This is a genomic window from Pseudomonas sp. H1_F01, assembly GCF_054681425.1.
This window is the reverse complement of the sequence record NZ_CP162823.1, coordinates 415,187-437,909: the sequence shown is the minus strand read 5'-3', so window position 1 is coordinate 437,909 and position 22,723 is coordinate 415,187. Positions and strand designations below refer to the sequence as shown.

At 61.7% G+C, this 22,723-nt stretch carries 20 protein-coding genes and 1 pseudogene; 10 read left to right on the top strand and 11 right to left on the bottom strand.

Features of this window, described 5'->3' with window-relative positions:
* Positions 1–151: 151 nt before the first annotated feature.
* The 6 genes from lptM to AB4O09_RS01930 are packed head-to-tail and all read left to right on the top strand — an operon-like array spanning position 152 to position 4,756.
* Entirely contained in the window at positions 152–325 is a 174-nt protein-coding gene (gene lptM, locus AB4O09_RS01955) for an LPS translocon maturation chaperone LptM (RefSeq protein ID WP_013694543.1), read from the top strand.
* 9 nt (positions 326–334) lie between these two features.
* A complete protein-coding gene (gene lysA, locus AB4O09_RS01950; RefSeq protein WP_003206799.1) occupies positions 335–1,582 on the top strand; it encodes a diaminopimelate decarboxylase in 1,248 nt (415 codons plus the stop codon).
* A gap of 4 nt (positions 1,583–1,586) precedes the next feature.
* Positions 1,587–2,417: a diaminopimelate epimerase gene (gene dapF, locus AB4O09_RS01945; protein ID WP_003206804.1), complete on the top strand. Its 831-nt coding sequence runs from the start codon at positions 1,587–1,589 to the stop codon at positions 2,415–2,417.
* Between the two features lie 13 nt (positions 2,418–2,430).
* Complete coding sequence (locus AB4O09_RS01940; protein ID WP_003206807.1) at positions 2,431–3,153, top strand: DUF484 family protein; 723 nt, start codon at positions 2,431–2,433, stop codon at positions 3,151–3,153.
* 2 nt (positions 3,154–3,155) lie between these two features.
* On the top strand, positions 3,156–4,055 hold the full coding sequence (xerC, locus tag AB4O09_RS01935; protein WP_003206809.1) for a tyrosine recombinase XerC: 900 nt from the start codon (positions 3,156–3,158) through the stop codon (positions 4,053–4,055).
* Positions 4,052–4,756: an HAD family hydrolase gene (locus tag AB4O09_RS01930; RefSeq protein WP_003206811.1), complete on the top strand. Its 705-nt coding sequence runs from the start codon at positions 4,052–4,054 to the stop codon at positions 4,754–4,756. The genes xerC and AB4O09_RS01930 overlap by 4 nt, the downstream gene beginning before the upstream one ends.
* 207 nt (positions 4,757–4,963) lie before the next feature.
* On the opposite strand, the gene sutA is transcribed toward AB4O09_RS01930, so the two are convergent.
* The 4 genes from sutA to glnK form a co-directional block, all read right to left on the bottom strand.
* Positions 4,964–5,287 carry a transcriptional regulator SutA gene (gene sutA, locus AB4O09_RS01925; protein WP_003206813.1) on the bottom strand — a complete coding sequence of 108 codons (324 nt, stop codon included), beginning with the start codon at positions 5,285–5,287 and terminating at the stop codon, positions 4,964–4,966.
* Positions 5,288–5,389: 102 nt separating this feature from the next.
* Positions 5,390–5,815, bottom strand: coding sequence for a secondary thiamine-phosphate synthase enzyme YjbQ (locus AB4O09_RS01920; protein WP_003206814.1), 426 nt, complete (start codon positions 5,813–5,815; stop codon positions 5,390–5,392).
* A 213-nt stretch (positions 5,816–6,028) separates the two neighbouring features.
* Complete coding sequence (locus tag AB4O09_RS01915; RefSeq protein WP_003206817.1) at positions 6,029–7,363, bottom strand: ammonium transporter; 1,335 nt, start codon at positions 7,361–7,363, stop codon at positions 6,029–6,031.
* Positions 7,364–7,396: 33 nt separating this feature from the next.
* A complete protein-coding gene (gene glnK / locus AB4O09_RS01910; RefSeq protein WP_002555808.1) occupies positions 7,397–7,735 on the bottom strand; it encodes a P-II family nitrogen regulator in 339 nt (112 codons plus the stop codon).
* A gap of 413 nt (positions 7,736–8,148) precedes the next feature.
* Here glnK and AB4O09_RS01905 point away from each other — a divergent pair, with 413 nt between their 5' ends.
* Positions 8,149–8,409 carry an accessory factor UbiK family protein gene (locus AB4O09_RS01905; protein WP_003206819.1) on the top strand — a complete coding sequence of 87 codons (261 nt, stop codon included), beginning with the start codon at positions 8,149–8,151 and terminating at the stop codon, positions 8,407–8,409.
* 197 nt (positions 8,410–8,606) lie between these two features.
* Here AB4O09_RS01905 and AB4O09_RS01900 read toward each other — a convergent pair whose 3' ends face one another.
* Together AB4O09_RS01900 and AB4O09_RS01895 are read right to left on the bottom strand one after the other, a co-directional pair.
* Positions 8,607–9,188 carry a hypothetical protein gene (locus tag AB4O09_RS01900; RefSeq protein WP_003206821.1) on the bottom strand — a complete coding sequence of 194 codons (582 nt, stop codon included), beginning with the start codon at positions 9,186–9,188 and terminating at the stop codon, positions 8,607–8,609.
* 324 nt (positions 9,189–9,512) lie between these two features.
* Positions 9,513–10,787, bottom strand: a complete 1,275-nt coding sequence (locus AB4O09_RS01895; protein ID WP_003206822.1) for a sensor histidine kinase — start codon at positions 10,785–10,787, stop codon at positions 9,513–9,515.
* Positions 10,788–11,053: 266 nt separating this feature from the next.
* Between AB4O09_RS01895 and AB4O09_RS01890 the strand changes: the two genes are divergently transcribed.
* On the top strand, positions 11,054–12,547 hold the full coding sequence (locus tag AB4O09_RS01890) for a YifB family Mg chelatase-like AAA ATPase (RefSeq protein ID WP_003206823.1): 1,494 nt from the start codon (positions 11,054–11,056) through the stop codon (positions 12,545–12,547).
* A 6-nt stretch (positions 12,548–12,553) separates the two neighbouring features.
* Here AB4O09_RS01890 and AB4O09_RS01885 read toward each other — a convergent pair whose 3' ends face one another.
* The 4 genes and pseudogenes from AB4O09_RS01885 to AB4O09_RS01870 all read right to left on the bottom strand — a co-directional run bounded on the left by AB4O09_RS01885 (position 12,554) and on the right by AB4O09_RS01870 (position 17,089).
* The gene (locus tag AB4O09_RS01885) at positions 12,554–13,768 is read right to left on the bottom strand and encodes an aldose 1-epimerase family protein (RefSeq protein ID WP_003206824.1); all 1,215 of its coding nucleotides are present in this window, start codon (positions 13,766–13,768) and stop codon (positions 12,554–12,556) included.
* A gap of 237 nt (positions 13,769–14,005) precedes the next feature.
* On the bottom strand, positions 14,006–14,728 hold the full coding sequence (locus AB4O09_RS01880; RefSeq protein ID WP_375538591.1) for a methyl-accepting chemotaxis protein: 723 nt from the start codon (positions 14,726–14,728) through the stop codon (positions 14,006–14,008).
* A 180-nt stretch (positions 14,729–14,908) separates the two neighbouring features.
* Positions 14,909–15,823: pseudogene (locus AB4O09_RS01875) on the bottom strand (Cache 3/Cache 2 fusion domain-containing protein); the annotation flags it as partial.
* Between the two features lie 345 nt (positions 15,824–16,168).
* Positions 16,169–17,089 (bottom strand): LysR substrate-binding domain-containing protein, encoded by a 921-nt coding sequence (locus AB4O09_RS01870; protein WP_003206829.1) that lies wholly within the window; start codon positions 17,087–17,089, stop codon positions 16,169–16,171.
* 158 nt (positions 17,090–17,247) lie between these two features.
* Here AB4O09_RS01870 and AB4O09_RS01865 point away from each other — a divergent pair, with 158 nt between their 5' ends.
* A complete protein-coding gene (locus AB4O09_RS01865) occupies positions 17,248–18,642 on the top strand; it encodes a NorM family multidrug efflux MATE transporter (protein WP_038858199.1) in 1,395 nt (464 codons plus the stop codon).
* A 111-nt stretch (positions 18,643–18,753) separates the two neighbouring features.
* Here AB4O09_RS01865 and AB4O09_RS01860 read toward each other — a convergent pair whose 3' ends face one another.
* A complete protein-coding gene (locus AB4O09_RS01860) occupies positions 18,754–20,424 on the bottom strand; it encodes a putative bifunctional diguanylate cyclase/phosphodiesterase (protein ID WP_003206833.1) in 1,671 nt (556 codons plus the stop codon).
* Positions 20,425–20,696: 272 nt separating this feature from the next.
* On the opposite strand from AB4O09_RS01860, the gene rep reads away from it, so the two are divergent.
* The gene (rep, locus tag AB4O09_RS01855; protein ID WP_003206834.1) at positions 20,697–22,706 is read left to right on the top strand and encodes a DNA helicase Rep; all 2,010 of its coding nucleotides are present in this window, start codon (positions 20,697–20,699) and stop codon (positions 22,704–22,706) included.
* Positions 22,707–22,723: the final 17 nt, after the last annotated feature.

The window sequence follows — 22,723 nt, the reverse complement described above, 5'->3', positions numbered from 1 at the left end:
GCGCCGCAAGATACGGACGCTTCCCGGCGATTGCAAAGGATATACCCACTGACGACCACCAGCGCCGCCGGACGGGCGCCCCGTTGCATAGGCAAGCTGACGGGTGGCCGGTATACTCCGGCGCAATTAAAGCATTTTCAAGGATTTCGCCATGAAGCGCCTGATCTCTTCCCTTGCTGCGCTCGTCGCGGTTGCCTGCCTCGTGACAGCCTGTGGTCAAAAAGGTCCGCTGTACCTGCCTGATGACAGCAAGTCCCCTGAAGAACAGGCCAAGTCGTCGCAAGCCAAATCCCACTCGCACGACACCCACACCACCACTTACTAAGGGAACGCCATGGACGCTTTTAACTACCGTGGCGGGGAGCTGTTCGCGGAAGGGGTTGCCCTGTCCGCGATCGCCGAACGTTTCGGCACGCCGACCTATGTCTATTCCCGCGCCCACATCGAAGCCCAGTACCGGACGTTCGCCGATGCCCTCGAGGGCATGCCGCATCTGGTGTGTTTCGCTGTAAAAGCCAACTCCAACCTGGGTGTGCTCAATGTCCTGGCGCGTCTGGGCGCCGGTTTCGACATCGTCTCCGGTGGCGAGCTCGAACGTGTGCTGGCCGCTGGTGGCAGCGCCGACAAGATCGTGTTCTCCGGCGTCGGCAAGACCCGTGAAGACATGCGCCGTGCCCTGGAAGTTGGCGTGCACTGCTTCAACATCGAATCCACCGACGAGCTGGAGCGCCTGCAAATCGTCGCCGCCGAGCTGGGTGTCCGCGCGCCGATCTCCCTGCGCGTGAACCCGGATGTCGACGCTGGCACCCACCCGTACATTTCCACCGGTCTCAAGGAAAACAAGTTCGGCATCGCCATTGCCGACGCCGAAGACGTGTACGTTCGCGCCGCCCAGCTGCCGAACCTGGAAGTATTGGGTGTCGATTGCCACATCGGCTCGCAACTGACCACCCTGGAACCCTTCATCGATGCCCTCGACCGCCTGCTGGCGCTGGTCGATCGCCTCGGCGACTGTGGCATCTACCTGCGCCACATCGACCTCGGTGGCGGTGTCGGCGTGCGCTATCGCGATGAAGAGCCGCCACTGGTGGCCGACTACATCAAGGCCGTGCGTGAGCGCCTCGACGGGCGTGACCTGGCGCTGATGTTCGAACCGGGCCGCTACATCGTCGCCAACGCCGGCGTGCTGCTGACCCAGGTCGAGTACCTCAAGCACACCGAGCACAAGGATTTCGCCATCGTCGATGCGGCCATGAACGACCTGATCCGCCCGGCGCTGTACCAGGCCTGGATGGACGTCACCGCCGTGCGCCCTCGCGATACCGCTGCGCGCAGCTACGACATCGTCGGGCCGATCTGCGAAACCGGTGATTTCCTGGCCAAGGGTCGGGAGCTGGCGCTGGAAGAAGGTGATCTGCTGGCCGTGCATTCGGCCGGTGCCTACGGGTTTGTCATGAGTTCCAACTACAACACCCGCGGCCGCTGCGCCGAGGTGCTGGTGGACGGTGATCAGGCATTCGAAGTGCGTCGCCGCGAGACGGTAGCCGAGTTGTTTGCCGGCGAAAGCCTGCTGCCGGAGTAAGACCATGCTGCTGCGTTTTACCAAGATGCACGGCCTGGGCAATGACTTCATGGTCCTCGACCTGGTCAGCCAGCACGCGCACATCCTGCCCAAGCACGCCAAGCAATGGGGAGACCGGCACACCGGTATCGGTTTCGACCAGTTGCTGATCGTCGAGGCACCCAATAACCCGGACGTGGATTTCCGTTATCGGATCTTCAACGCCGACGGTTCGGAAGTGGAGCAATGCGGCAATGGCGCGCGCTGCTTCGCCCGCTTCGTGCTGGACAAGCGCCTGACCGCCAAGCGGCAGATCCGCGTCGAGACCAAGAGCGGCATCATCGAACTGGATGTGCGCAGCGACGGCCAGATCGGCGTCAACATGGGCGCTCCGCGCCTGGTACCGGCGGACATCCCCTTCCAGGCACCAGCCCAGGCCTTGAGCTATCAGGTGGACGTCGATGGCGCCACGGTGGAACTGGCAGCGGTTTCCATGGGCAACCCCCACGCCGTGCTGCGCGTGGCCGATATCAACAGTGCCCCGGTGCATGAGCTGGGGCCGAAAATCGAGCATCATCCGCGCTTCCCCGCGCGAGTGAACGTCGGTTTCCTGCAAGTCATCGACCGCCACCGCGCACAATTGCGCGTCTGGGAACGCGGTGCCGGGGAAACCCAGGCCTGCGGTACCGGCGCCTGTGCGGCCGCAGTCGCTGCGATCAGCCAGGGGTGGATGGATTCGCCGTTGTTGATCGACCTGCCCGGCGGGCGTCTGTCCATCGAATGGGCAGGCCCTGGCCAACCGGTGATGATGACCGGCCCGGCAGTGCGCGTATACGAAGGACAAGTTCGTCTTTGAGTGAGCCAAACCCATGACCGACCAGCCACAGGTTCCAGCCCCACAGCCCGACGAATCCCCCAGCCTGCCAGAAACCGCAGCCGTGGCGGCTTACCTGGAAGCTCATCCGGACTTCTTCGTCGAGCATGAAGAACTGCTTGCGACGATGCGCATCCCCCACCGGCGCGGCGATACCGTGTCGCTGGTGGAACACCAGATGAAAATCCTGCGCGAGCGCAACATCGAAATGCGCCATCGTCTTTCGCACCTGATGGACGTGGCCCGGGACAACGACCGACTGTTCGACAAGACCCGTCGGCTGATCCTGGCCCTGATGGACGCCAGCACCCTCGAAGACCTGGTCATGAGCGTCGAAGACAGCCTGCGCCAGGATTTCCAGGTGCCCTTTGTCAGCCTGATCCTGTTCGGCGACAACGCCATGCCGGTGGGCCGCTGGGTGACCCACGCCGAAGCGCAGACGGCCATCGGCGGCCTGCTCACGGAAGACAAAAGCGTCAGCGGCAGCCTGCGCGAGCATGAGCTGGACTTCCTGTTCGGCGAAGAACAGCGCAAGCAGATCGGCTCCACCGCCGTCGTTGCCATCGCCCATCAGGGCGTGCACGGCGTGCTGGCCATCGCCAGCCGCGATCCGCAGCACTACAAAAGCTCGGTGGGCACGCTGTTCTTGAGCTACATCGCCGAAGTCACCGGCCGGGTGCTGCCACGGGTTGCCGGCTCGCTGCGCTCGGTACGCTGATAATGGAACGACAGCTGGACGCCTACTGCGAACATCTGCGCAGTGAGCGCCAGGTGTCGCCCCACACGCTGTCGGCCTATCGCCGCGACCTGGAAAAAGTGCTGGGCTGGTGCCAGAAGCAGAACATCGGCAGCTGGGCGGCCCTGGACATCCAGCGCTTGCGCAGCCTGATCGCCCGCCTGCATCAACAAGGGCAATCCTCCCGCAGCCTGGCGCGCCTGTTGTCCGCAGTACGCGGCCTGTATCACTACCTCAACCGCGAAGGATTGTGCGATCACGACCCGGCCACCGGCCTGGCACCGCCCAAGGGCGAGCGCCGACTGCCAAAGACCCTCGACACCGACCGCGCCCTGCAACTGCTCGAAGGCGCCGTCGAGGATGACTTCCTGGCCCGGCGTGACCAGGCGATTCTCGAGCTGTTCTATTCTTCCGGCCTGCGGCTCTCCGAGCTGACGGGGCTTAACCTGGATCAACTGGACCTGGCCGATGGCATGGTCCAGGTGCTCGGCAAGGGCAGCAAGACTCGCCTGCTGCCCGTCGGCCGCAAGGCCCGTGAAGCCCTGGAGCAATGGCTGCCGCTGCGGGCGCTGACCAACCCCGCCGACGACGCGGTCTTCGTCAGCCAACAGGGGCGGCGCCTCGGCCCGCGGGCGATTCAGTTGCGGGTCAAGGCTGCCGGCGAACGGGAGCTGGGACAGAACCTGCACCCGCACATGCTCCGACACTCCTTCGCCAGCCATCTGCTGGAGTCCTCCCAGGACCTGCGCGCCGTTCAAGAGCTGCTGGGGCACTCGGACATCAAGACCACCCAGATCTACACCCACCTGGATTTCCAGCACCTGGCGACGGTCTATGACAGTGCCCATCCCAGGGCCAAACGCATCAAGGGCGACGAATCATGACCATCGAACTGATCACTTTCGACCTGGACGACACCCTGTGGGACACCGCCCCGGTGATCGCCAGCGCCGAAGCCATACTCCGCCAATGGCTGACCGATAACGCGCCGAACCTGGGCGGCGTGCCGGTGGAGCATCTTTTTTCGATTCGCGAGCAAGTATTGCGCGAAGAACCCGGCCTGAAGCATCGCATCAGTGCACTGCGCCGACGCGTGTTGTTCCGTGCCTTGCAGGAAGCCGGCTACGACCAGTGGCAAGCTTCGGAGCTGGCGGACCAGGCCTTCGAGACGTTCCTGCACGCCCGTCATCAACTGGAGGTTTTCCCCGAGGTGCAACCCACCCTGGAGATCCTGGCCAATCACTTCGCCCTCGGTGTGGTCACCAATGGCAACGCCGATGTGCGGCGCCTGGGGCTGGCGGACTATTTCAAGTTCGCCTTGTGCGCCGAAGACATCGGCATCGCCAAGCCTGACGCCCGACTGTTCCACGAAGCCCTGCAACGCGGCGGCGCCACGGCGCAAACCGCCGTGCACATTGGCGATCACCCGGGCGACGACATCGCCGGCGCCCAACAGGCCGGCCTGCGCGCTGTATGGTTCAACCCGACAGGCAAGCCCTGGAATGCCGACCATGCGCCGGACGCGGAGATCCGCAGCCTGACCGAACTGCCGGGGTTATTGGCAGGTTGGCATAGCCAACGCTGAACCCCGCCCTGTAGCCACTACAGCCCTCTGTGGGAGCGAGCTTGCTCGCGATGACGGCGGCATATCCAACATCAATGCCAACAGACCCACCGCTTTCGCGAGCAAGCCCGCTCCCACAGGGACTGCGCCTGGCCTGGGAATGGAATCGCACCCATGAAAAAGCCCGCAGCGACGGCGGGCTTTTTCAGCAAGCAATGAAGCCGATACTCAGATAGGGCGGCTGCCGTACTTGTTGTCAGGCTTCTTGGGCGGATCAGCGACCACGTTGGCCTCCACTTCCTGCACCTTACCGCCCCTGGCCAGGAATTCCTCCATGGCCTTGGCGAGCGCATCACGCTCCTTGTTCTTGGCCTCTACGCTCGGCAACTCGTCGACCGAAACGGCCGCCTTCGCCTTGCCTTTGGCGGTAGGAACCGGAACATCGGCCCCATCGTCGTCGGCAACGTCTTCCGCCGCCGCTTCAAGGCCTTCTTCGGTCTCGTCTTCGTCGCCTACTTCGAGGTCGTCGTTTTCCAGATCATCGTCGCTCATGTTCTACCTCATGACTTGCGAAAAGCAGATTAGTTATAGCCCAGCTTCGCCATCTGTTCGAAGGCTGCCAGAAAAAATTCAACATCCGCCGGCAATCAGCGGTTACGCCCCATCACCGTACAAGGTGGCGAGGACTTTACGAGCACCGCCGTGATCACGGTGCTCGCCCAGATAAACACCTTGCCAGGTACCCAATGCCAGCCGTCCCGCCGTGACCGGCAGGCTGATCTGGCAGCCGAGCACACTGGCCTTGAAGTGCGCCGGGAGGTCGTCCAGGCCTTCGTCGTTGTGCTCATAGTCGGCGGTTCCTTGTGGGATCAACCGATTGAAAAATCGTTCGAAGTCTCGACGTACCGCCGGATCGGCGTTCTCGTTGATGGTCAACGAGGCCGAGGTATGCTGCAGCCACAGATGCAACAGACCGACACGACACGCCTGGAGTTCAGGCAGGCCGGCAAGCAACTCGTCCGTCACCAGATGAAAGCCCCGGGGCCTTGCCCGCAGGGTTATCAGCGTCTGTTGCCACATACAGATCTCCGCACGTTCGGCGCGCATTCTAGCGCGCTCTGGGAAAAAACAAAGGGCCTAATATTCTTGCTTCGGTGTAAGCCTTTGGCGGTATAAAAACCTGTGTCGCATCCACAACAAAAGGCGTCGGAAAAACCGCTGCACCTTGTGAGCAATGACAAATTCCAGACAAAAAAATGCCCGGCGAACCGGGCATTTTTTTATTGCGTGCGCTTACAGGTTGTAGCCACGCTCGTTGTGCTGGGCCAGGTCCAGGCCCACGGCTTCTTCTTCCTCGGTGACACGCAGACCCATGACGGCGTCCAGGACCTTGAGGATGATGAAGGTGACGATCGCGGTGTAGACCACCGTGAAACCCACGCCCTTGAATTGAATCCACACTTGCGCACCGATATCGGTCACGGTGCCGAAGCCACCCAGGGCCGGTGCTGCAAACACACCGGTCAGGATCGCGCCGAGGATACCGCCGATGCCGTGTACGCCGAAGGCGTCCAGGGAGTCGTCGTAGCCGAGCTTGCGCTTGAGGGTAGTGGCGCAGAAGAAGCACACCACGCCTGCTGCCAGGCCGATGACCAGAGCGCCCATCGGGCCCACGGTGCCGGCAGCCGGGGTGATAGCAACCAGGCCCGCCACCACGCCCGAGGCGATGCCCAGTGCGCTTGGCTTGCCGTGGGTGATCCACTCGGCAAACATCCAGCCCAGCGCCGCCGCAGCGGTCGCGATCTGGGTTACCAGCATCGCCATGCCGGCGGTGCCGTTGGCCGCGACAGCGGAACCGGCGTTGAAGCCAAACCAGCCGACCCACAGCATGGCCGCGCCCATCAGGGTGTAACCCAGGTTATGCGGCGCCATTGGCGTGGTCGGGAAGCCTTTGCGCTTGCCCAATACCAGGCACGCCACCAGGCCTGCGATACCGGCGTTGATGTGCACCACGGTGCCGCCAGCGAAGTCCAGCACGCCCCAGTCCCACAGCAGGCCGCCGTTACCGGACCAGACCATGTGGGCAATCGGTGCATACACCAGGGTGAACCACACGCCCATGAAGACCAGCATGGCGGAGAACTTCATCCGCTCGGCAAATGCGCCGACGATCAGGGCCGGGGTGATGATGGCGAAGGTCATCTGGAAGGTGATGAACACTGCTTCAGGGAACAGCGCCGCCGGGCCGGTCAGGCTGGCTGGCGTGACGCCTGCCAGAAACGCTTTGCCGAAACCGCCGATGAAGGAATTGAAGTTGACGACGCCCTGCTCCATGCCGGTGGTGTCGAACGCAATGCTGTAGCCATAGATGACCCACAGGATGCTGATCAGACCGGTAATGGCAAAGCACTGCATCATCACGGAAAGAAGGTTTTTCGACCGAACCATGCCGCCGTAGAACAGCGCCAGGCCAGGGATGGTCATGAACAGTACAAGAATCGTGGCCGTGAGCATCCAGGCGGTATCGCCGGAGTTCAGGACTGGGGCTGCCGCTTCTTCTGCCATGGCCAGGCCAGGCATTGCGAAGGACAACAGGGCTCCTAGCCCTGCGAATTTACGCAGAGTCATATTGTTTTCTCCTGGGGCGTTGGGTTTGGCGGCTTAGATGGCGTCGGTATCGGTTTCGCCGGTACGGATGCGGATAGCCTGTTCCAGATTGACCACAAAGATCTTCCCGTCACCGATCTTGCCGGTGTTGGCGGCCTTGGTGATTGCCTCGATCACCCGATCAAGATCCTTGTCGTCAATGGCGACATCGATCTTCACCTTGGGCAGGAAATCGACCACGTACTCCGCGCCGCGATACAGCTCGGTGTGACCTTTCTGCCGACCGAAGCCTTTGACCTCAGTAACGGTAATGCCCTGCACGCCGATCTCGGACAACGACTCGCGCACGTCGTCCAACTTGAACGGCTTGATGATGGCAGTGACTAGCTTCATGAAACTTTCTCCCGAATTGGTGGACTTGCCCCAGGAAAACAAACCCGACTCAAGTCTAAGCGCAGTGCCTGGCTTTGTAACGCGTCGTCGGCCCAAGTTGCCCGACAGGTGCCAGTTAACCGATCCTGACGAAACTCCCCGTTCCGCCTGCTGCACTGCATTCGTCACAGCGACTGCATCAGTGCATGGGTCATCAGCCTCTAAGCAGAAACCTTGCCATCTGCACCAAACCCTCTGATTTCAGTCTCTTGGCCACCTGCTCGACGTGCGTTGCGCCAAGAACCGCAGCGATACGCACAACAACAGTGCAGCCACGCCCGGGCCTATGCGCGAAAAGCGTGCATCCCTGGCTTGCGAATTGACTATAGACACTGCGTGATACACTGCCCGCCATTGTTTTCAGGACACCTGCCATGCTTGCGCCCAAAGACCTCCTCGACGCCCTGAGCGGCCACGCCTCCCGCATCTTGAGTGGCGACACGCCGCTGCCCAAAAGCGAAATCGAAAGCCAGTTCAAGGCCCTGCTGCAAAGCGGCTTCAGCAAACTGGACCTGGTAAGCCGGGAAGAATTCGACAGCCAGATGGTTGTGCTGGCCCGGACCCGGGCGCGGCTCGAAAGCCTGGAGGCCAAGGTTGCCGAGCTTGAGGCAAAGATGAGTCCACCTATCGAATAACGAGTGTCCCCGTAGAACTGCCGAGAGCAGCGATATTTTAAGTTGCTGCAGCCGTTTTGGGGTCTGGCGCTGGTGACCACCTTACTTGACGAACACATCAGCCGCGGCATGCTCGGGATGGCTGTGACGATGATTGTTTACGTGGCCGGGGCGAAATAATTCTGCAGGTAACCACTGGTACGGCGCTTCGAGTTGGCTCAGTTGAAAACCGGAAACGCGCCACTCCTTGGGTCCACTCCAATCTGGTGCCGCTGCTCCCATTCCTTCCCCTTGTACCCAGTGATCAGGAAAACCTTGATGCCGGCGTAGTTGTGCCCGTAGTAACTCATGACGCATTGACGCACCATTGCAAAGCCGTCAGCCCTGTCGCGATGTACCGGCATGGTCACCATGTGAATTTCGGTGGGAATGGTATGAAAACTCTCGAGTAGCGTATCAACATCTTTCCTGACAAGCGGGCTGGGTGGGATGTGCGCCAGTCCTGCTTTTCCTGGCGACCATACAGAAAGCATCGTGCACCAGGAGGCCGAGTCCGACCATAGAACGTCGTTTTGCTCAACGCGCGAATACCCCGTATCGACGTACGTGTAGTGCAGATTGCGAATGGCGGGGACGCTGCTTTTCCAATAATTTCCGTCCAGCGCCCCGGGAGGCTCCAGCGGCCTATTGCTCCGCTCGCCATCGGGTATCAATCGGCTAATCGACCGTTCAGGCAAATCGCGTCTGACGCAGTTTGTCCATCCGCTTGTATCAGCAGTTGTCAAGGTTATTTCCGGCATGCGCCTCTCCTATTTCAGGGAGCAGAGAAATTTCGTCTGAGTTATTTTTAGCAGACAACTTCCTTACTCGCCTGGGGTTGGGGAGGCGCTTTGCACGCTGGGTAGGATTGGCGGAGGGCCCTATCGGTCTAACTATCTCGAAAAGGTCAACAAGTGGAGGTAGTCGCGATGTTAACTTCATAAATTGTGGCGCTGGTATTGATCTGCGACCTGTGCTCATCGGAGTTTCTCGACGACATCAAGCTTCTCCGCCTCGCTGATCGGACCTCGCTCTAGAGTCTGGTCGGTGTAAAACGAATGAATTGGACTTTCGTGAGAAAGACTTCATGCCGACTGCTCAACCACTCGGTCCGGAGTCGACGCCAGCGGCAGCACCAGAATAAACAGCGCGCCCCTGCCCGGCCCGGCGCTCTGCACGGTCAGATCGCCGCCCATCTCGTGCGCAGCCAGAATGCAGCTGTGCAGGCCAAAACCGTGGCCGTCGACACGCGTGGTGAAACCGTGCTCGAACACCCGCGCAAGATTGTCCTGCGATATCCCCTCGCCATTGTCCTCGACCTCAACTCGCACGCGCCCCTCGTCAACGACCTTCAGGCGCAGGATGATCTGCGGCGGCCGGTTCGCCCCGGCATCCAGCGCCTGCTTCGCGTTGTTGATCAGATTGACCAGGATCTGCAGCACTCGATGCTTGTCCAGGGGCATTTGCGGAACATCGCTGAACTCCTTGATCAGCGTGATGTGGTGGCGGGCCAGGGACACATCGCAAATGCGCACGACATCCTCGACCAGTTCTCGCAGCGAACCCGGCTCCAGCACGCTGGCGTTGCCGGCGTAGGATTGCTGGGTGGCGACGATTTCCTTGATGTGGTCGATTCTGCGGGTCAACTGCGCCAACTCGGCGATCATGCCCTGCTGCTCGACGGCCAGCGCGTCGGCCAGCTTGTCGAGATAGTCCGGTAGCGCCCGACCTTTCGGGTCGCTGCTGATGAAGTCACCGAGGTCATCGGGATGCTCCTTCATCAACTGGGCTACCTTGGCCACCCCTGGCCCCTTGGAGGTGTGCACCTTCTCGTACAGGACCTGGGCTGACACATTGACACTATTGAGCACATTGCCCACGTTGTGCAGCACATTGGTGGCGATCTCTGCCATGCCGGCGCGGCGCGCGGTGGTGACCAGTTCAGCCTGGGCCTCGCGTAACTCGTCGTTGACCTTGGCCAATTGCTGCGGGCTGGGGATCTTCAGGGCCGCCGGCACCAGCCGGACCAACAGGATGGCGGTAATCACCGAGGCAATCGCGGTGATCACCTTGACCAGCGCTGTCAGCCAGTAATAAGGCTGCCAGATGGTCAGGATCTCCATCACATGGCTGGTCCCGCAAGCCAGGATAAACACGCCAAAGGCCGCGAGCATCCAGTCAAACGGCACGTCCTTGCGCTTGTGGATAAAGTACAGGAGCGTGAAAGGGATGGTGACGTAGGACAGGGCGATCAAGCCATCGGCGATCACATTGGTCCACAGCAGATCCGGACGCCACATGTAGCAATGCCCGTGGGGCATGAAGCGCTTGTCGGTTAACAGAGCCAGCAGATCGTTCATGGCTACTTCCTCGCTGTGCCGTTGATACCGCCAAGTGCCGACTGGGCAAATCGCAGTCTAGCAGAGGGCCCTTTCCGGGCATTTTGCGTGGCCAGGTGAGGCGGTGATATCCGCTACCGCATCACGCCTGGCGCCCCTCGGCTGTCACTTGCCCTCGAAACATCCTGCCAAATTTTCTCCCTTCAATTTCCCCGCCCAAGTTCATCCCCACGACTAATCTTCCAGAGCCGCAGGACGCGGCGCCCTATTCACTCAAGGAACGATTCATGTCGCTTGCCATCGTCCACAGTCGCGCCCAAGTAGGGGTCGAGGCTCCTGCCGTTACCGTTGAAGTCCACCTGGCCAATGGCTTGCCGTCGCTGACGATGGTTGGCCTGCCGGAGGCGGCGGTGAAGGAAAGCAAGGATCGGGTGCGCAGCGCGATCATCAATTCGGGGCTGAATTTCCCGGCACGGCGCATCACCCTGAACCTGGCGCCGGCGGACCTGCCAAAGGACGGCGGGCGCTTCGACCTGGCCATCGCCTTGGGGATCCTGTCGGCCAGCGTGCAGGTGCCAACCCTGACGCTGGATGACGTGGAATGCCTGGGTGAACTGGCATTGTCCGGCGCGGTACGACCGGTGCGCGGGGTATTGCCCGCAGCGCTGGCGGCGCGCAAGGCCGGGCGCATCCTGGTGGTACCGCGGGCCAATGCCGAGGAGGCCTGCCTGGCCTCGGGGTTGAAGGTGATCGCCGTGGACCATCTGCTCGAAGCGGTGGCGCACTTCAATGGGCACACACCGGTCGAGCCTTTCGTTTCCAATGGGCTGCTTTCGGCCAGCAAGCCCTACCCCGACTTGAACGAAGTACAAGGCCAGGCCGGGGCCAAGCGGGCCTTGCTGATTGCCGCCGCGGGGGCTCATAACCTGTTGTTCAGCGGGCCACCGGGCACCGGCAAGACGCTGTTGGCGAGCCGCCTGCCGGGGCTGTTGCCACCGCTGGCCGAGAGTGAGGCGCTGGAGGTCGCGGCCATCCAGTCGGTGGCCAGTTGCGTGCCGTTGAGCCATTGGCCGCAGCGTCCATTTCGACAGCCGCACCATTCGGCTTCCGGGCCCGCGCTAGTGGGTGGCGGGTCAAAACCGCAACCGGGGGAGATCACCCTCGCCCACCATGGCGTGCTGTTTCTGGATGAACTGCCGGAATTCGACCGCAGGGTGCTGGAGGTCCTGAGAGAGCCGTTGGAATCTGGGCACATCGTGGTTTCTCGCGCCCGTGACCGAGTACGCTTCCCGGCGCGCTTCCAGTTGGTGGCGGCGATGAACCCCTGCCCCTGTGGATATCTTGGCGAACCCAGCGGCCGCTGCTGCTGTACACCGGACATGGTGCAGCGCTACCGCAACAAACTCTCCGGCCCGCTGCTGGACCGCATCGACCTGCACCTGACCGTCGCCCGGGAAGCAACGGCGTTGAACCCCAGGAGCGAATCCGGAGACGATACCGCCACGGTCGCCGAGCAGGTGGCCGAGGCCCGGGAGCGTCAGCATAGACGCCAGGGCTGCGCCAACGCCTTCCTCGATTTGCCGGGGTTGCGTCAGCATTGCAAGTTATCCACAACCGATGAAACCTGGCTGGAAACCGCCTGCGAAAGGCTGACCCTGTCGTTGCGCGCCGCCCACCGCTTGCTCAAGGTCGCCCGGACGCTGGCAGACCTGGAGCAAGCGGCGTGTATCCGCCGCGAACATCTGGCCGAAGCACTGCAGTATCGGCCGACTAGCTCCTGAACCGCCTTATGGTTTGCTCAGGTCCACCAACGGCGTTTCCCGCACCTCGGTTTTCTGACCGTTCTGGATGGTATCGATGCGCTTGAGGGCCTTATCCACAGCGCCCTTGTCCGCCAACAGGCTGTAGTGGATCTGGAACTGCTTGTGTTCTTTCGGTGCGATGGTGGGGACCAGACCCAAGGGGCGCTGATACCGACGGTTATAGGAAAAACTGGTGCCTGGCTCCAGACCGGTCACGTAGCCCTGGCCTTGGGTGTCGGTGTTTTTCCACAGGGAGAACACCGGAAGCGTGCTGGTGTTGAAGCCCACTGACACACCGAGGCTACCGGCCTTGTTGTGCAGCACGGTGAGTGTGTCGCCCTTGGCGTCGGCGTATGGCACGACGTTGTAGACGGTTTCGTCGTAATCCTTGGTGGGACCCCGGTAGGTTTGCCAATCGGACAAATCGCCCTTGGCCTTGTCGTTGAACGGCGAGACCTGCTTGACCGGTGCCACGAAACGGGCGCCCTGCTCCAGGAACGGCGTGCTGAAGTTGCTGTGGTAGAGCGCCTGGTACTCCTTCGGATAGTCACCGTTGTTGGTCAGCGTGTCGCTGAGCGCGAACGTCACGCTGCCGGGCTCGGTGACCAGTTCGGTCTGCACCGAGAAGTCGACCTTCTTGAACGCCTGCTCCTTCAACTCGCCGCGCAGGGTGATGGCGTAAGGCGGTTTTTCATCAATGTGCAACGTGACTTTGTTGGCTGGAATGTTGGCGGCGCGGCCATGCAGGGTCAGCAGCTCACCGTTGTCCATGCCGGGATGGCCGACCCACTCGTAGCCGCAACGGGTGACCAGCTCGTTGAAACCTTCGAGCCAGCCCAGCCCGCCTCGGCCGTTGAGTTCGATGAACGCCGGATTGACCACCTCCTTGACGGGCGAATCCCAACCCATGCGCACATTCCCGACCGAAGCCTGCAGCACGTTCATGCCACGGGTCGGTACGACTGACAGCTTCAAGGTGCCATTGTCGATGTCGACGATGCTGACGCCTTCCTGGCGGCCGCCGTGCAGGGTGCGCATCGTCACGGAAAAGGGTTTGCCGGTCTTCACGCCGAGTTGCTGGCTGGTGATTTGCCAGGGTTGAGCGGCTTTATCCGTATCCAGCAGGACGTAGTCCCAAGCCATCGCATGGGAGGCAGCGCCCAAGGCGCCAAGGGTGATGAGGAGTTTGAGCGGAGTCATGGTCACGACCTTTTATTGGAGTTGTGCGGTTTTTATAGACTTGAAGAAACGTTTCAGCAAGCTTAAAAACAGCAATATTCCTAAAAAAGAAACGACACCAGGGTGATAGCTTTTGTGGGAGCGAGCTTGCTCGCGATAGCGGTGGGTCAGATTGAGATGATGTTGGCCGGGAAGCCGTCATCGCGAGCAAGCTCGCTCCCACAGGGGTGTGGGTGAACTTGCTCGTGACGGGACGCCTCAGCGGAACCGATCAACCTCTTGGCGCAGGTCCTGGGCCAGCTTTTCCAGTTCCTTGGCGGTGAGTGCCAGGTTCGAGACCACTTGGCGCTGTTCGCTGTTGGCCATGGCGATGCTTTGCAGGTTGCTGCTGAGCAGGGTCGCGGTGCTGCTTTGTTCCTGGGTGGCGGTGGTGATCGCCGCAAATTGCTGACCGGCCGAGCGGCTTTGCTCGTCGATGCGGGCCAGGGCCGTGGCCACGTTGGCGTTGCGCGACAGGCCTTCCTGCATCAACAGGTTGCCCTGCTCCATCGTGCTGATGGCATTGCCGGTTTCCTGCTGGATGCTGTTGATCATGCTGGAAATTTCGTCAGTGGCCTGGCGGGTGCGAGAAGCCAGGCTGCGGACTTCATCGGCCACCACGGCGAAACCACGGCCCTGCTCGCCTGCGCGGGCAGCTTCGATGGCGGCGTTCAAGGCCAGCAGGTTGGTCTGCTCGGCGATCGAGGTGATCACACCCACGATGCCGCCGATTTCCTGGGAACGCTGGCCCAAGGTATTGATGACCGTGGCCGTGCTGTTCAGCGCACCGGCAATTTGTTCCAGGGATGACGATGCTTCGTCCATCGAGGTCCGGCCAATGCGGGTTTGCTGGGCGTTTTCCTGGGCCAGGCGCTCGGTGTTGCCCATGTTGTCGGCAATGTTCAACGAGGTTGCGCTGAACTCTTCCACTGCGCCGGCCATACTGGTGATTTCGCCGGATTGCTGTTCCATGCCTTCATACGCCCCGCTGGACAACCCGGACAGCGCCTGGGCACGGCTGTTGACCTCCTGGGAGGCCTTGCGGATGTGCTCGACCATGGTCGACAAGGCTTGGCTCATCTGGTTGAAGGCACGGGCCAACTGACCGATCTCATCATGGCTGGACACGTTCAGGCGCACGCTCAGGTCACCGGCGCCCAAGGCTTCGGCCTGGCGTACCAGATCGCCGAGCGGTGCGAGTTTGCTGCGCAGCAACCACATCGCCGAGCCGACCGCCAACAACATCGCCAGCAGGCTGCCAATGGCCAGTTGCGTACCGACGCTCCAGGTCACGGCGCGAATCTCGGTTTTGGGCATGCTCGCCACCACCGCCCACGGCCCACCTTCGAACGGTACGGCAACGCTGTAGAAGTCTTCGGCGGTATCGGTCCAGAACGCGCCCTTGCCCGGTTTCTTGACCAGGCCAACGATGGTCGTGCTCGCCTGGTCCAGCGCCTGGACGCCAGCCGGTGGCACCAGCCACTTGTTTTGTTCGTCCAACAGCGCCAGGGAACCGGTCTGGCCGATGCGGAAGCGTTTGAGGTTCTCGAACTGCGCGTTCTGCGCATCGGTGTAGTCGAAGCCTACGTACAGCACGGCAATGATCTTGCCGCCGCTGTCGCGTACAGGCGTGTACTGCGACATGTAGTAACGTCCGAACAGCAAGGCTCGACCAATGTAACTCTGCCCGCTGACCACCGGACCATAGGCAGGGCCGGCGCGGTCGAGCACGGTACCAATGGCCCGCGTACCGTCCTGCTTGGTCAATGACGTGCTGACGCGGATGAAGTCGTCGCCACTGCGCACGAAAACCGTGGCAACCCCGGCGGTCATCGTTTTGAAGTCATCCACTTCCTTGAAGTTGTTGTTCAACACTTCGCTGCCCAGGCTCAAGCCTGGGGTTTGTACGCCCGCCACCGTCACTGGCTGGTCCGGATGCACGCTCAGGCCCGCGCTGAAGCGTTTTTCGAACAGACCGGCCAACCGCTGGGTGCTCTCGCGCAGGGTGCTGTGAAAGGTATTGAGCTGATCGGCCATCAGGCGCGCTTCGCTGGCCAGGTGTTCTTCACGGGTGGCGAGGTTGGCAGCATCCAGCGAACGCAGGGCAAAGACGGTACTGCCGGAGATCACGACCGCCAATATCACAGCGAGGGCAAGGCCTAGCTGTGAGGCGATCCGGGCACGGGGTTGAGACATGACGGCTCCTGGCCGAGAGACCGGATCATCCTGATCACGCTCGCACGCTCGGCATTCTATTCGGGTGAGGTGTAAGTTGACCTTTCTGAACGAAGGTTCCATCCTCACAAATTCGGCGGCAAAGCCAAATACTTGAGCGGTTCGCAAGGATTAATGCCAAGTGGCTAGCACACCAACTGCAACGTTTCAGCCCAAACGCTGCACGTCGGGTAATTGCATGGCCTTCACCTCACCCTGGAGAAAGTCGCTAAGCCGGCGCAAACGTTCACCTCCCGGTCGGGTTTTCGGCCAGACCAGATAATAGTGTTCACCGCTGGCGACAGCCGTCGGCCATGGCAGGCTCAGGCGTCCCTGGGCGACATCCTCGGCCACCATCAACAGATCACCCATGGAGACCCCATAGCCACGTGCGGCCGCGATCATGCCCAGCTCCAGGGTATCGAACACCTGCCCCCCCTTGAGCGAGACCTTGTCGGACAGGCCCATGCGTTGCAGCCAATTGCGCCAGTCCCGGCGATCGGGCGTGGGGTGCAGCAGTTCAGCGCTGGCCAACCGCGCCACATCCCAGGGCTGGTCGTTCAACAGGTTCGGCGCGCCCACCGGGATCAATTCCTCGGGAAACAGCAAACTGGCTTCCCAATCCGCCGGAAAATGCCCGTTGCCCAGCAATACGGCGCAATCGAAGGGCTCGACGTTGAAGTCCACTGAATCGATGTCCATCCAGGCACTGGTCAGTTGTACCTCGTTGCCAGGCTGCAAGTGCCGGAAGCGACTCAAGCGCGCCAACAACCAGCGCATGGTCAGCGTGGAAGGCGCCTTCATGCGCAGGATGCCATCCTCGCCATGCAAAGTGTGACAGGCCCGCTCCAGCGCCATGAAGCCCTCACGTACGCCCGGCAACAGCAACCGCGCCGCCTCGGTCAATTGCAGGTTGCGGCCGCTGCGCAGGAACAGCCGACAGGCAAAGTGATCTTCCAGCGTGCGAATGTGCCGGCTGACGGCGCTCTGGGTGATCGACAGCTCTTCAGCGGCGCGGGTGAACGAGCTGTAGCGCGCCGCGGCTTCGAATGCCCGCAGCGCATAAAGAGGAGGAAGACGACGAGACATCGCAAAAGCTCCATGGCGTTGTTTGCAAACCCTACCAGAAACGCCTCCAGCATGAGTTTTAATCATGCCAGCGATCTTTTTTATCCCTTTGTGCAATCCGCCGAGAGCGCCGAGAATCGTTGCTTTACTGCCTTGTTTGAACATGGAGCGTGATGATCATGCAGCATCCAGTGCGTACCGAACTCTGGGCCATCCTGCGGCTGGCGGGGCCGTTGATTGCCTCGCAGTTGGCGCACATGCTGATGGTGCTCACCGACACCGTGATGATGGCGCGCCTGAGCCCCGAAGCCCTGGCCGGCGGCGGGCTCGGGGCGGCCACCTATTCGTTCGTGTCGATCTTCTGCATTGGCGTGATCGCCGCGGTGGGCACCCTGGTCGCGATCCGCCAGGGCGCAGGCGATGTCGAAGGCGCCACCCGGCTGACTCAGGCCGGGTTATGGCTGGCCTGGCTGATGGCGCTTATGGCCGGGTTACTGTTGTGGAACCTCAAGCCAGTGCTGCTGATGTTCGGCCAGACCGAAACCAACGTGCTGTCCGCCGGACAGTTCCTGCTGGCGCTGCCGTTCGCCCTGCCTGGCTACTTGAGCTTCATGGCCCTGCGCGGCTTCACCAGCGCCATCGGCCGGGCCACACCGGTCATGGTGATCAGCCTTGGCGGCACCGTGGCCAACTTCCTGCTCAACTACGCGCTCATCACCGGTATGTTCGGCCTGCCGAAACTCGGCTTGATGGGGATCGGCCTGGTCACGGCCATCGTCGCCAACTGCATGGCCCTGGCGCTGGCCTGGCATATCCATCGACACCCGGCCTACCGTGCCTACCCATTGCTCGATGGCCTGTCGCGGCCCAATCGCCAATACCTCAAGGAACTGTGGCGCCTGGGCCTGCCGATTGGAGGCACCTACGCGGTGGAGGTCGGGCTGTTTGCGTTCGCCGCGCTGTGCATGGGCACCATGGGCAGCACGCCGTTGGCAGCCCACCAGATCGCGCTGCAAATCGTCTCGGTGGCGTTCATGGTGCCGGCCGGGATGTCCTACGCCATCACCATGCGCATCGGCCAGCACTACGGTGCCGGGCAACTGCTGATGGCACGCCTGGCCGGTCGGGTCGGGATTGGCTTTGGCGCGGCTGCCATGCTGGCGTTCGCCATGGTGTTCTGGCTGCTGCCCCATCAATTGATCGGCTTGTTCCTGGACCACGACGACCCGGCGTTCCGCGAGGTGATCAACCTGGCGGTGAGCCTGCTGGCCGTGGCGGCGTGGTTCGAGCTGTTCGATGGCACACAAACCATCGCCATGGGCTGCATTCGCGGGCTCAAGGACGCCAAGACCACCTTCCTGGTGGGCCTGGGTTGCTATTGGCTGATCGGCGCGCCGGCGGCGTGGTGGATGGCGTTTCACCTGAACTGGGGGCCGACTGGCGTCTGGTGGGGCCTGGCCCTGGGGCTGGCCTGCGCGGCCGTGAGCCTGACTGCGGCGTTTGAATGGAAGATGAAGCGGATGATTCGCAGTGAGCCCGGGCGGCGGCGTTTCGAGGCCATCCAGGCCGATTGAGATGTATCCCCCTGTGGGAGCGAGCTTGCTCGCGATAGCGGTGTGTCCGTCAAAATAAATGGGACAGACCGATCGCCATCGCGAGCAAGCTCGCTCCCACAGGATTTTGTGTCAGCTGATTTCCAGCATCGATTGCTGATCACCTTCGAAGGTCAAGTACTCAACCAACTCCGGCAACGGCAACGGCTTGCTGATCAGGAAACCCTGCACCTGATCGCAACCGAAGCCGCGTAGCAGGTCCAGTTGCTCCTGGGTTTCCACACCTTCGGCCACCACTTCCAGGTTGAGGTTGTGCGCCAGGTTGATCATCGCGTGCACCAGTTTGCGGTTCTCTTCGCGCTGCTCCATGCCACCGACGAAGCTCTTGTCGATCTTGAGCAAGGCGATCGGCAGGCTGTTGAGGTGCACGAACGAGGAGAAGCCGGTGCCGAAGTCGTCCAGGGAGAAGCGCACTCCCAGGCGGCCCAGGGCATCCATGGTCTGCTTGACCAGCTCGCTGCGGCGCATGACGGCAGTTTCGGTGAGTTCGAACTCCAGCCATTGCGCCTCGACACCCCGCTCGGCAATCAGCCGACTCAAGGTCGGCAGCAACTGGCTGTCCTGGAACTGTCGGAACGACAGGTTGACCGCCATGTGCAACGGCGCCAGCCCCCGCTCGCGCAGGGCCTGCATGTCCCGCAGCGCCCGGGAAATCACCCAATAGCCCAGCGGCACGATCAGGCCGCTCTGTTCGGCCAGCGGCACGAACTCACTCGGTGGCAGCAAGCCACGTTCGCCGTGACGCCAGCGTACCAGCGCTTCGAGGCCGACAATGTGGCCGCCATCGAGGTTCAGCCGTGGCTGGTAATGCAGTTCCAGCTCGTCACGGCGCAGTGCCCGGCGCAGTTCGCTTTCCAGGTCGGCGAGGCTGCGGGCATTGCGATTGATGCGCTCGTTGAAGATATGAAAGGTGCAGCCCTGGGTGCTCTTGGCCTGCTGCATGGCGATGTGGGCGTGCCACATCAGCGGATCGGCACCGGCCTGGGCGCGAGCGTGGGCAACACCCAGGCTGCAGCCGATCAGCAGGCTTTCACCATCCACCCAATAGGGTTCGGCCAAGGCTTCGGTAATACGCTCGGCCATCCACTCGGCCCGCTGTGGTGCGCGGCGGGTGTCGATCAGCAGGGCGAATTCATCACTGCCCAACCGCGCCAATTGATCGCCGGCCTCGAGCGAGCCCTTGAGCCGCGACACCACTTGCAGGATCAAGCGGTCACCGGCCTGGTGGCCGAGGGCGTCGTTGGCGTGACGAAAGTTGTCCAGGTCCAGGTGACCGAGCGCCAGGCCACGGCCGTCGTTTTCCGCTAGGCGCGCCGCCAGCAGCGTCTGGAAACCCTGGCGATTGGCGATGCCCGTCAATGGGTCCTGTTCGGCGAGGCGCTGCAAGGTGTTTTCCAGCACGCCGCGTTCGCGCACATGGCGCAGGCAACGACGCAGGGTCGCGCTGTCGAGGACATCGCGCACCAACCAGTCGCTGACACCGTCGGGGGCAACCGCCGGCTCGTGCTCAAGCAACAGGATCGTCGGCAGGCTGCAACGGCCCGGCGCCGGCTGCAATGCCGCAACGGTCAGCAACACCGCGTTGCGATTATCTTCGAACAGGCTGCTGACTGACTCCCAGTTCGGGGCGCTGATCAACACGACCGAGGGCCCCAAGGGCGCCAGGCACTCGCGCAATATTGCTGACCACGCAGGCTCTTGGGCCAATAACAGCAAACGCAAGGGTTCGACAGGCGTTGACAAGCTGACTCCCTAGACTCTGCAAGGTGGTAGGCGCCGGGCATTATGACGCGCCGATGGGCAATGACCAATGCCAATGGTTCTCAAACACGCGGTTTTGGTGGTTTTTTTCCCCTCAAATCCTGCGCTGGACGCAATTGGCCCCACATCCTGCGTGAAAGTAGCAGAAGCGGCAAATGACAATGCGCTGTGCGTCACAAGTCGGACAGAGCAGCACAATTCTCTGAGCCTGTTAAAATGCCGGCCCATTTCGCAAACGACTCCCTGACTCTGTCATGTCCCGACTCAATCCCCGGCAGCAAGAAGCCGTGAACTATGTCGGCGGCCCTCTTTTGGTGCTCGCCGGTGCAGGCTCCGGCAAGACCAGCGTAATCACCCGAAAGATCGCGCACCTGATCCAGAATTGTGGCATCCGCGCCCAGTACATCGTCGCCATGACCTTCACCAACAAAGCCGCCCGGGAAATGAAGGAACGGGTCGGCGGCCTGCTGCGCGCTGGCGAAGGCCGCGGCCTGACGGTCTGCACCTTCCACAACCTGGGCCTGAACATCATCCGCAAGGAACACGCGCGGCTGGGCTATAAACCGGGCTTCTCGATTTTTGACGAGACCGACGTCAAGGCCCTGATGACCGACATCATGCAGAAGGAATACTCGGGCGACGACGGCGTGGATGAGATCAAGAACATGATCGGCGCCTGGAAAAACGACCTGATCCTGCCGCCCGAGGCTCTGGAAAACGCCCGCAACCCCAAGGAACAGACCGCCGCCATCGTCTACACCCACTACCAGCGCACGCTCAAGGCGTTCAACGCGGTGGACTTCGACGACCTGATCCTGTTGCCGGTCAAACTGTTCCAGGACCACGCCGACATTCTCGAAAAATGGCAGAACAAGGTCCGCTACCTGCTCGTGGACGAATACCAGGACACCAACGCCAGCCAGTACTTGCTGGTGAAGCTGCTGATCGGTACGCGCAACCAGTTCACCGTGGTAGGCGACGACGATCAGTCGATCTATGCCTGGCGCGGCGCGCGACCGGAAAACCTGATGTTGCTCAAGGAAGACTACCCATCGCTCAAAGTGGTGATGCTGGAGCAGAACTACCGCTCCACCAGCCGCATCCTGCGCTGTGCCAACGTGCTGATTTCCAACAACCCCCACGAGTTCGAGAAACAACTGTGGAGCGAGATGGGCCACGGCGACGAGATCCGCGTGATCCGTTGCCGCAACGAAGACGCCGAAGCCGAACGCGTCGCCATGGAAATCCTCAGCCTGCACCTGCGCACCGACCGGCCATACAGTGATTTTGCGATCCTGTACCGCGGCAACTACCAGGCCAAGCTGATCGAGCTGAAACTGCAGCATCACCAGATCCCTTATCGCCTGTCGGGGGGCAACAGCTTTTTCGGACGCCAGGAAGTGAAGGACCTGATGGCCTACTTCCGCCTGATCGTGAACCCGGACGACGACAACGCCTTTCTGCGGGTGATCAACGTGCCGCGCCGGGAAATCGGTTCGACCACCCTGGAAAAACTCGGCAACTACGCCACCGAACGCAAGATCTCGATGTACGCCGCCACCGACGAAATCGGCCTGGGCGAACATCTGGACAGCCGCTTCACCGACCGCCTGGCGCGCTTCAAGCGTTTCATGGACAAGGTTCGCGAACAGTGCGCCGGGGACGATCCGATTTCGGCGCTGCGCAGCATGGTGATGGACATCGACTACGAGAACTGGCTGCGCACCAACAGCTCCAGCGACAAGGCTGCCGACTACCGCATGAGCAACGTCTGGTTCCTGATCGAGGCGTTGAAGAACACTCTGGAAAAAGACGAAGACGGCGACATGACGGTCGAGGACGCCATCGGCAAACTCGTGCTGCGCGACATGCTCGAGCGCCAGCAGGAAGAGGAAGACGGTGCCGAAGGTGTGCAGATGATGACGCTGCACGCCTCCAAGGGCCTGGAATTCCCCTACGTATTCATCATGGGCATGGAAGAAGAAATCCTGCCGCACCGCTCCAGCATCGAGGCCGACACCATCGAGGAAGAACGGCGCCTGGCCTATGTCGGGATTACCCGGGCCCGCCAGACGCTGGCCTTCACCTTCGCCGCCAAGCGCAAGCAATACGGCGAAGTGATCGACTGTGCCCCCAGCCGCTTTCTCGATGAACTGCCGCCGGATGACTTGGCCTGGGAAGGCAACGACGACACGCCGACGGAAGTCAAAGTCGTTCGCGGCAACAGTGCCCTGGCCGATATACGCGCGATGTTGAAGCGTTAGAATCGACTACTTTTTTT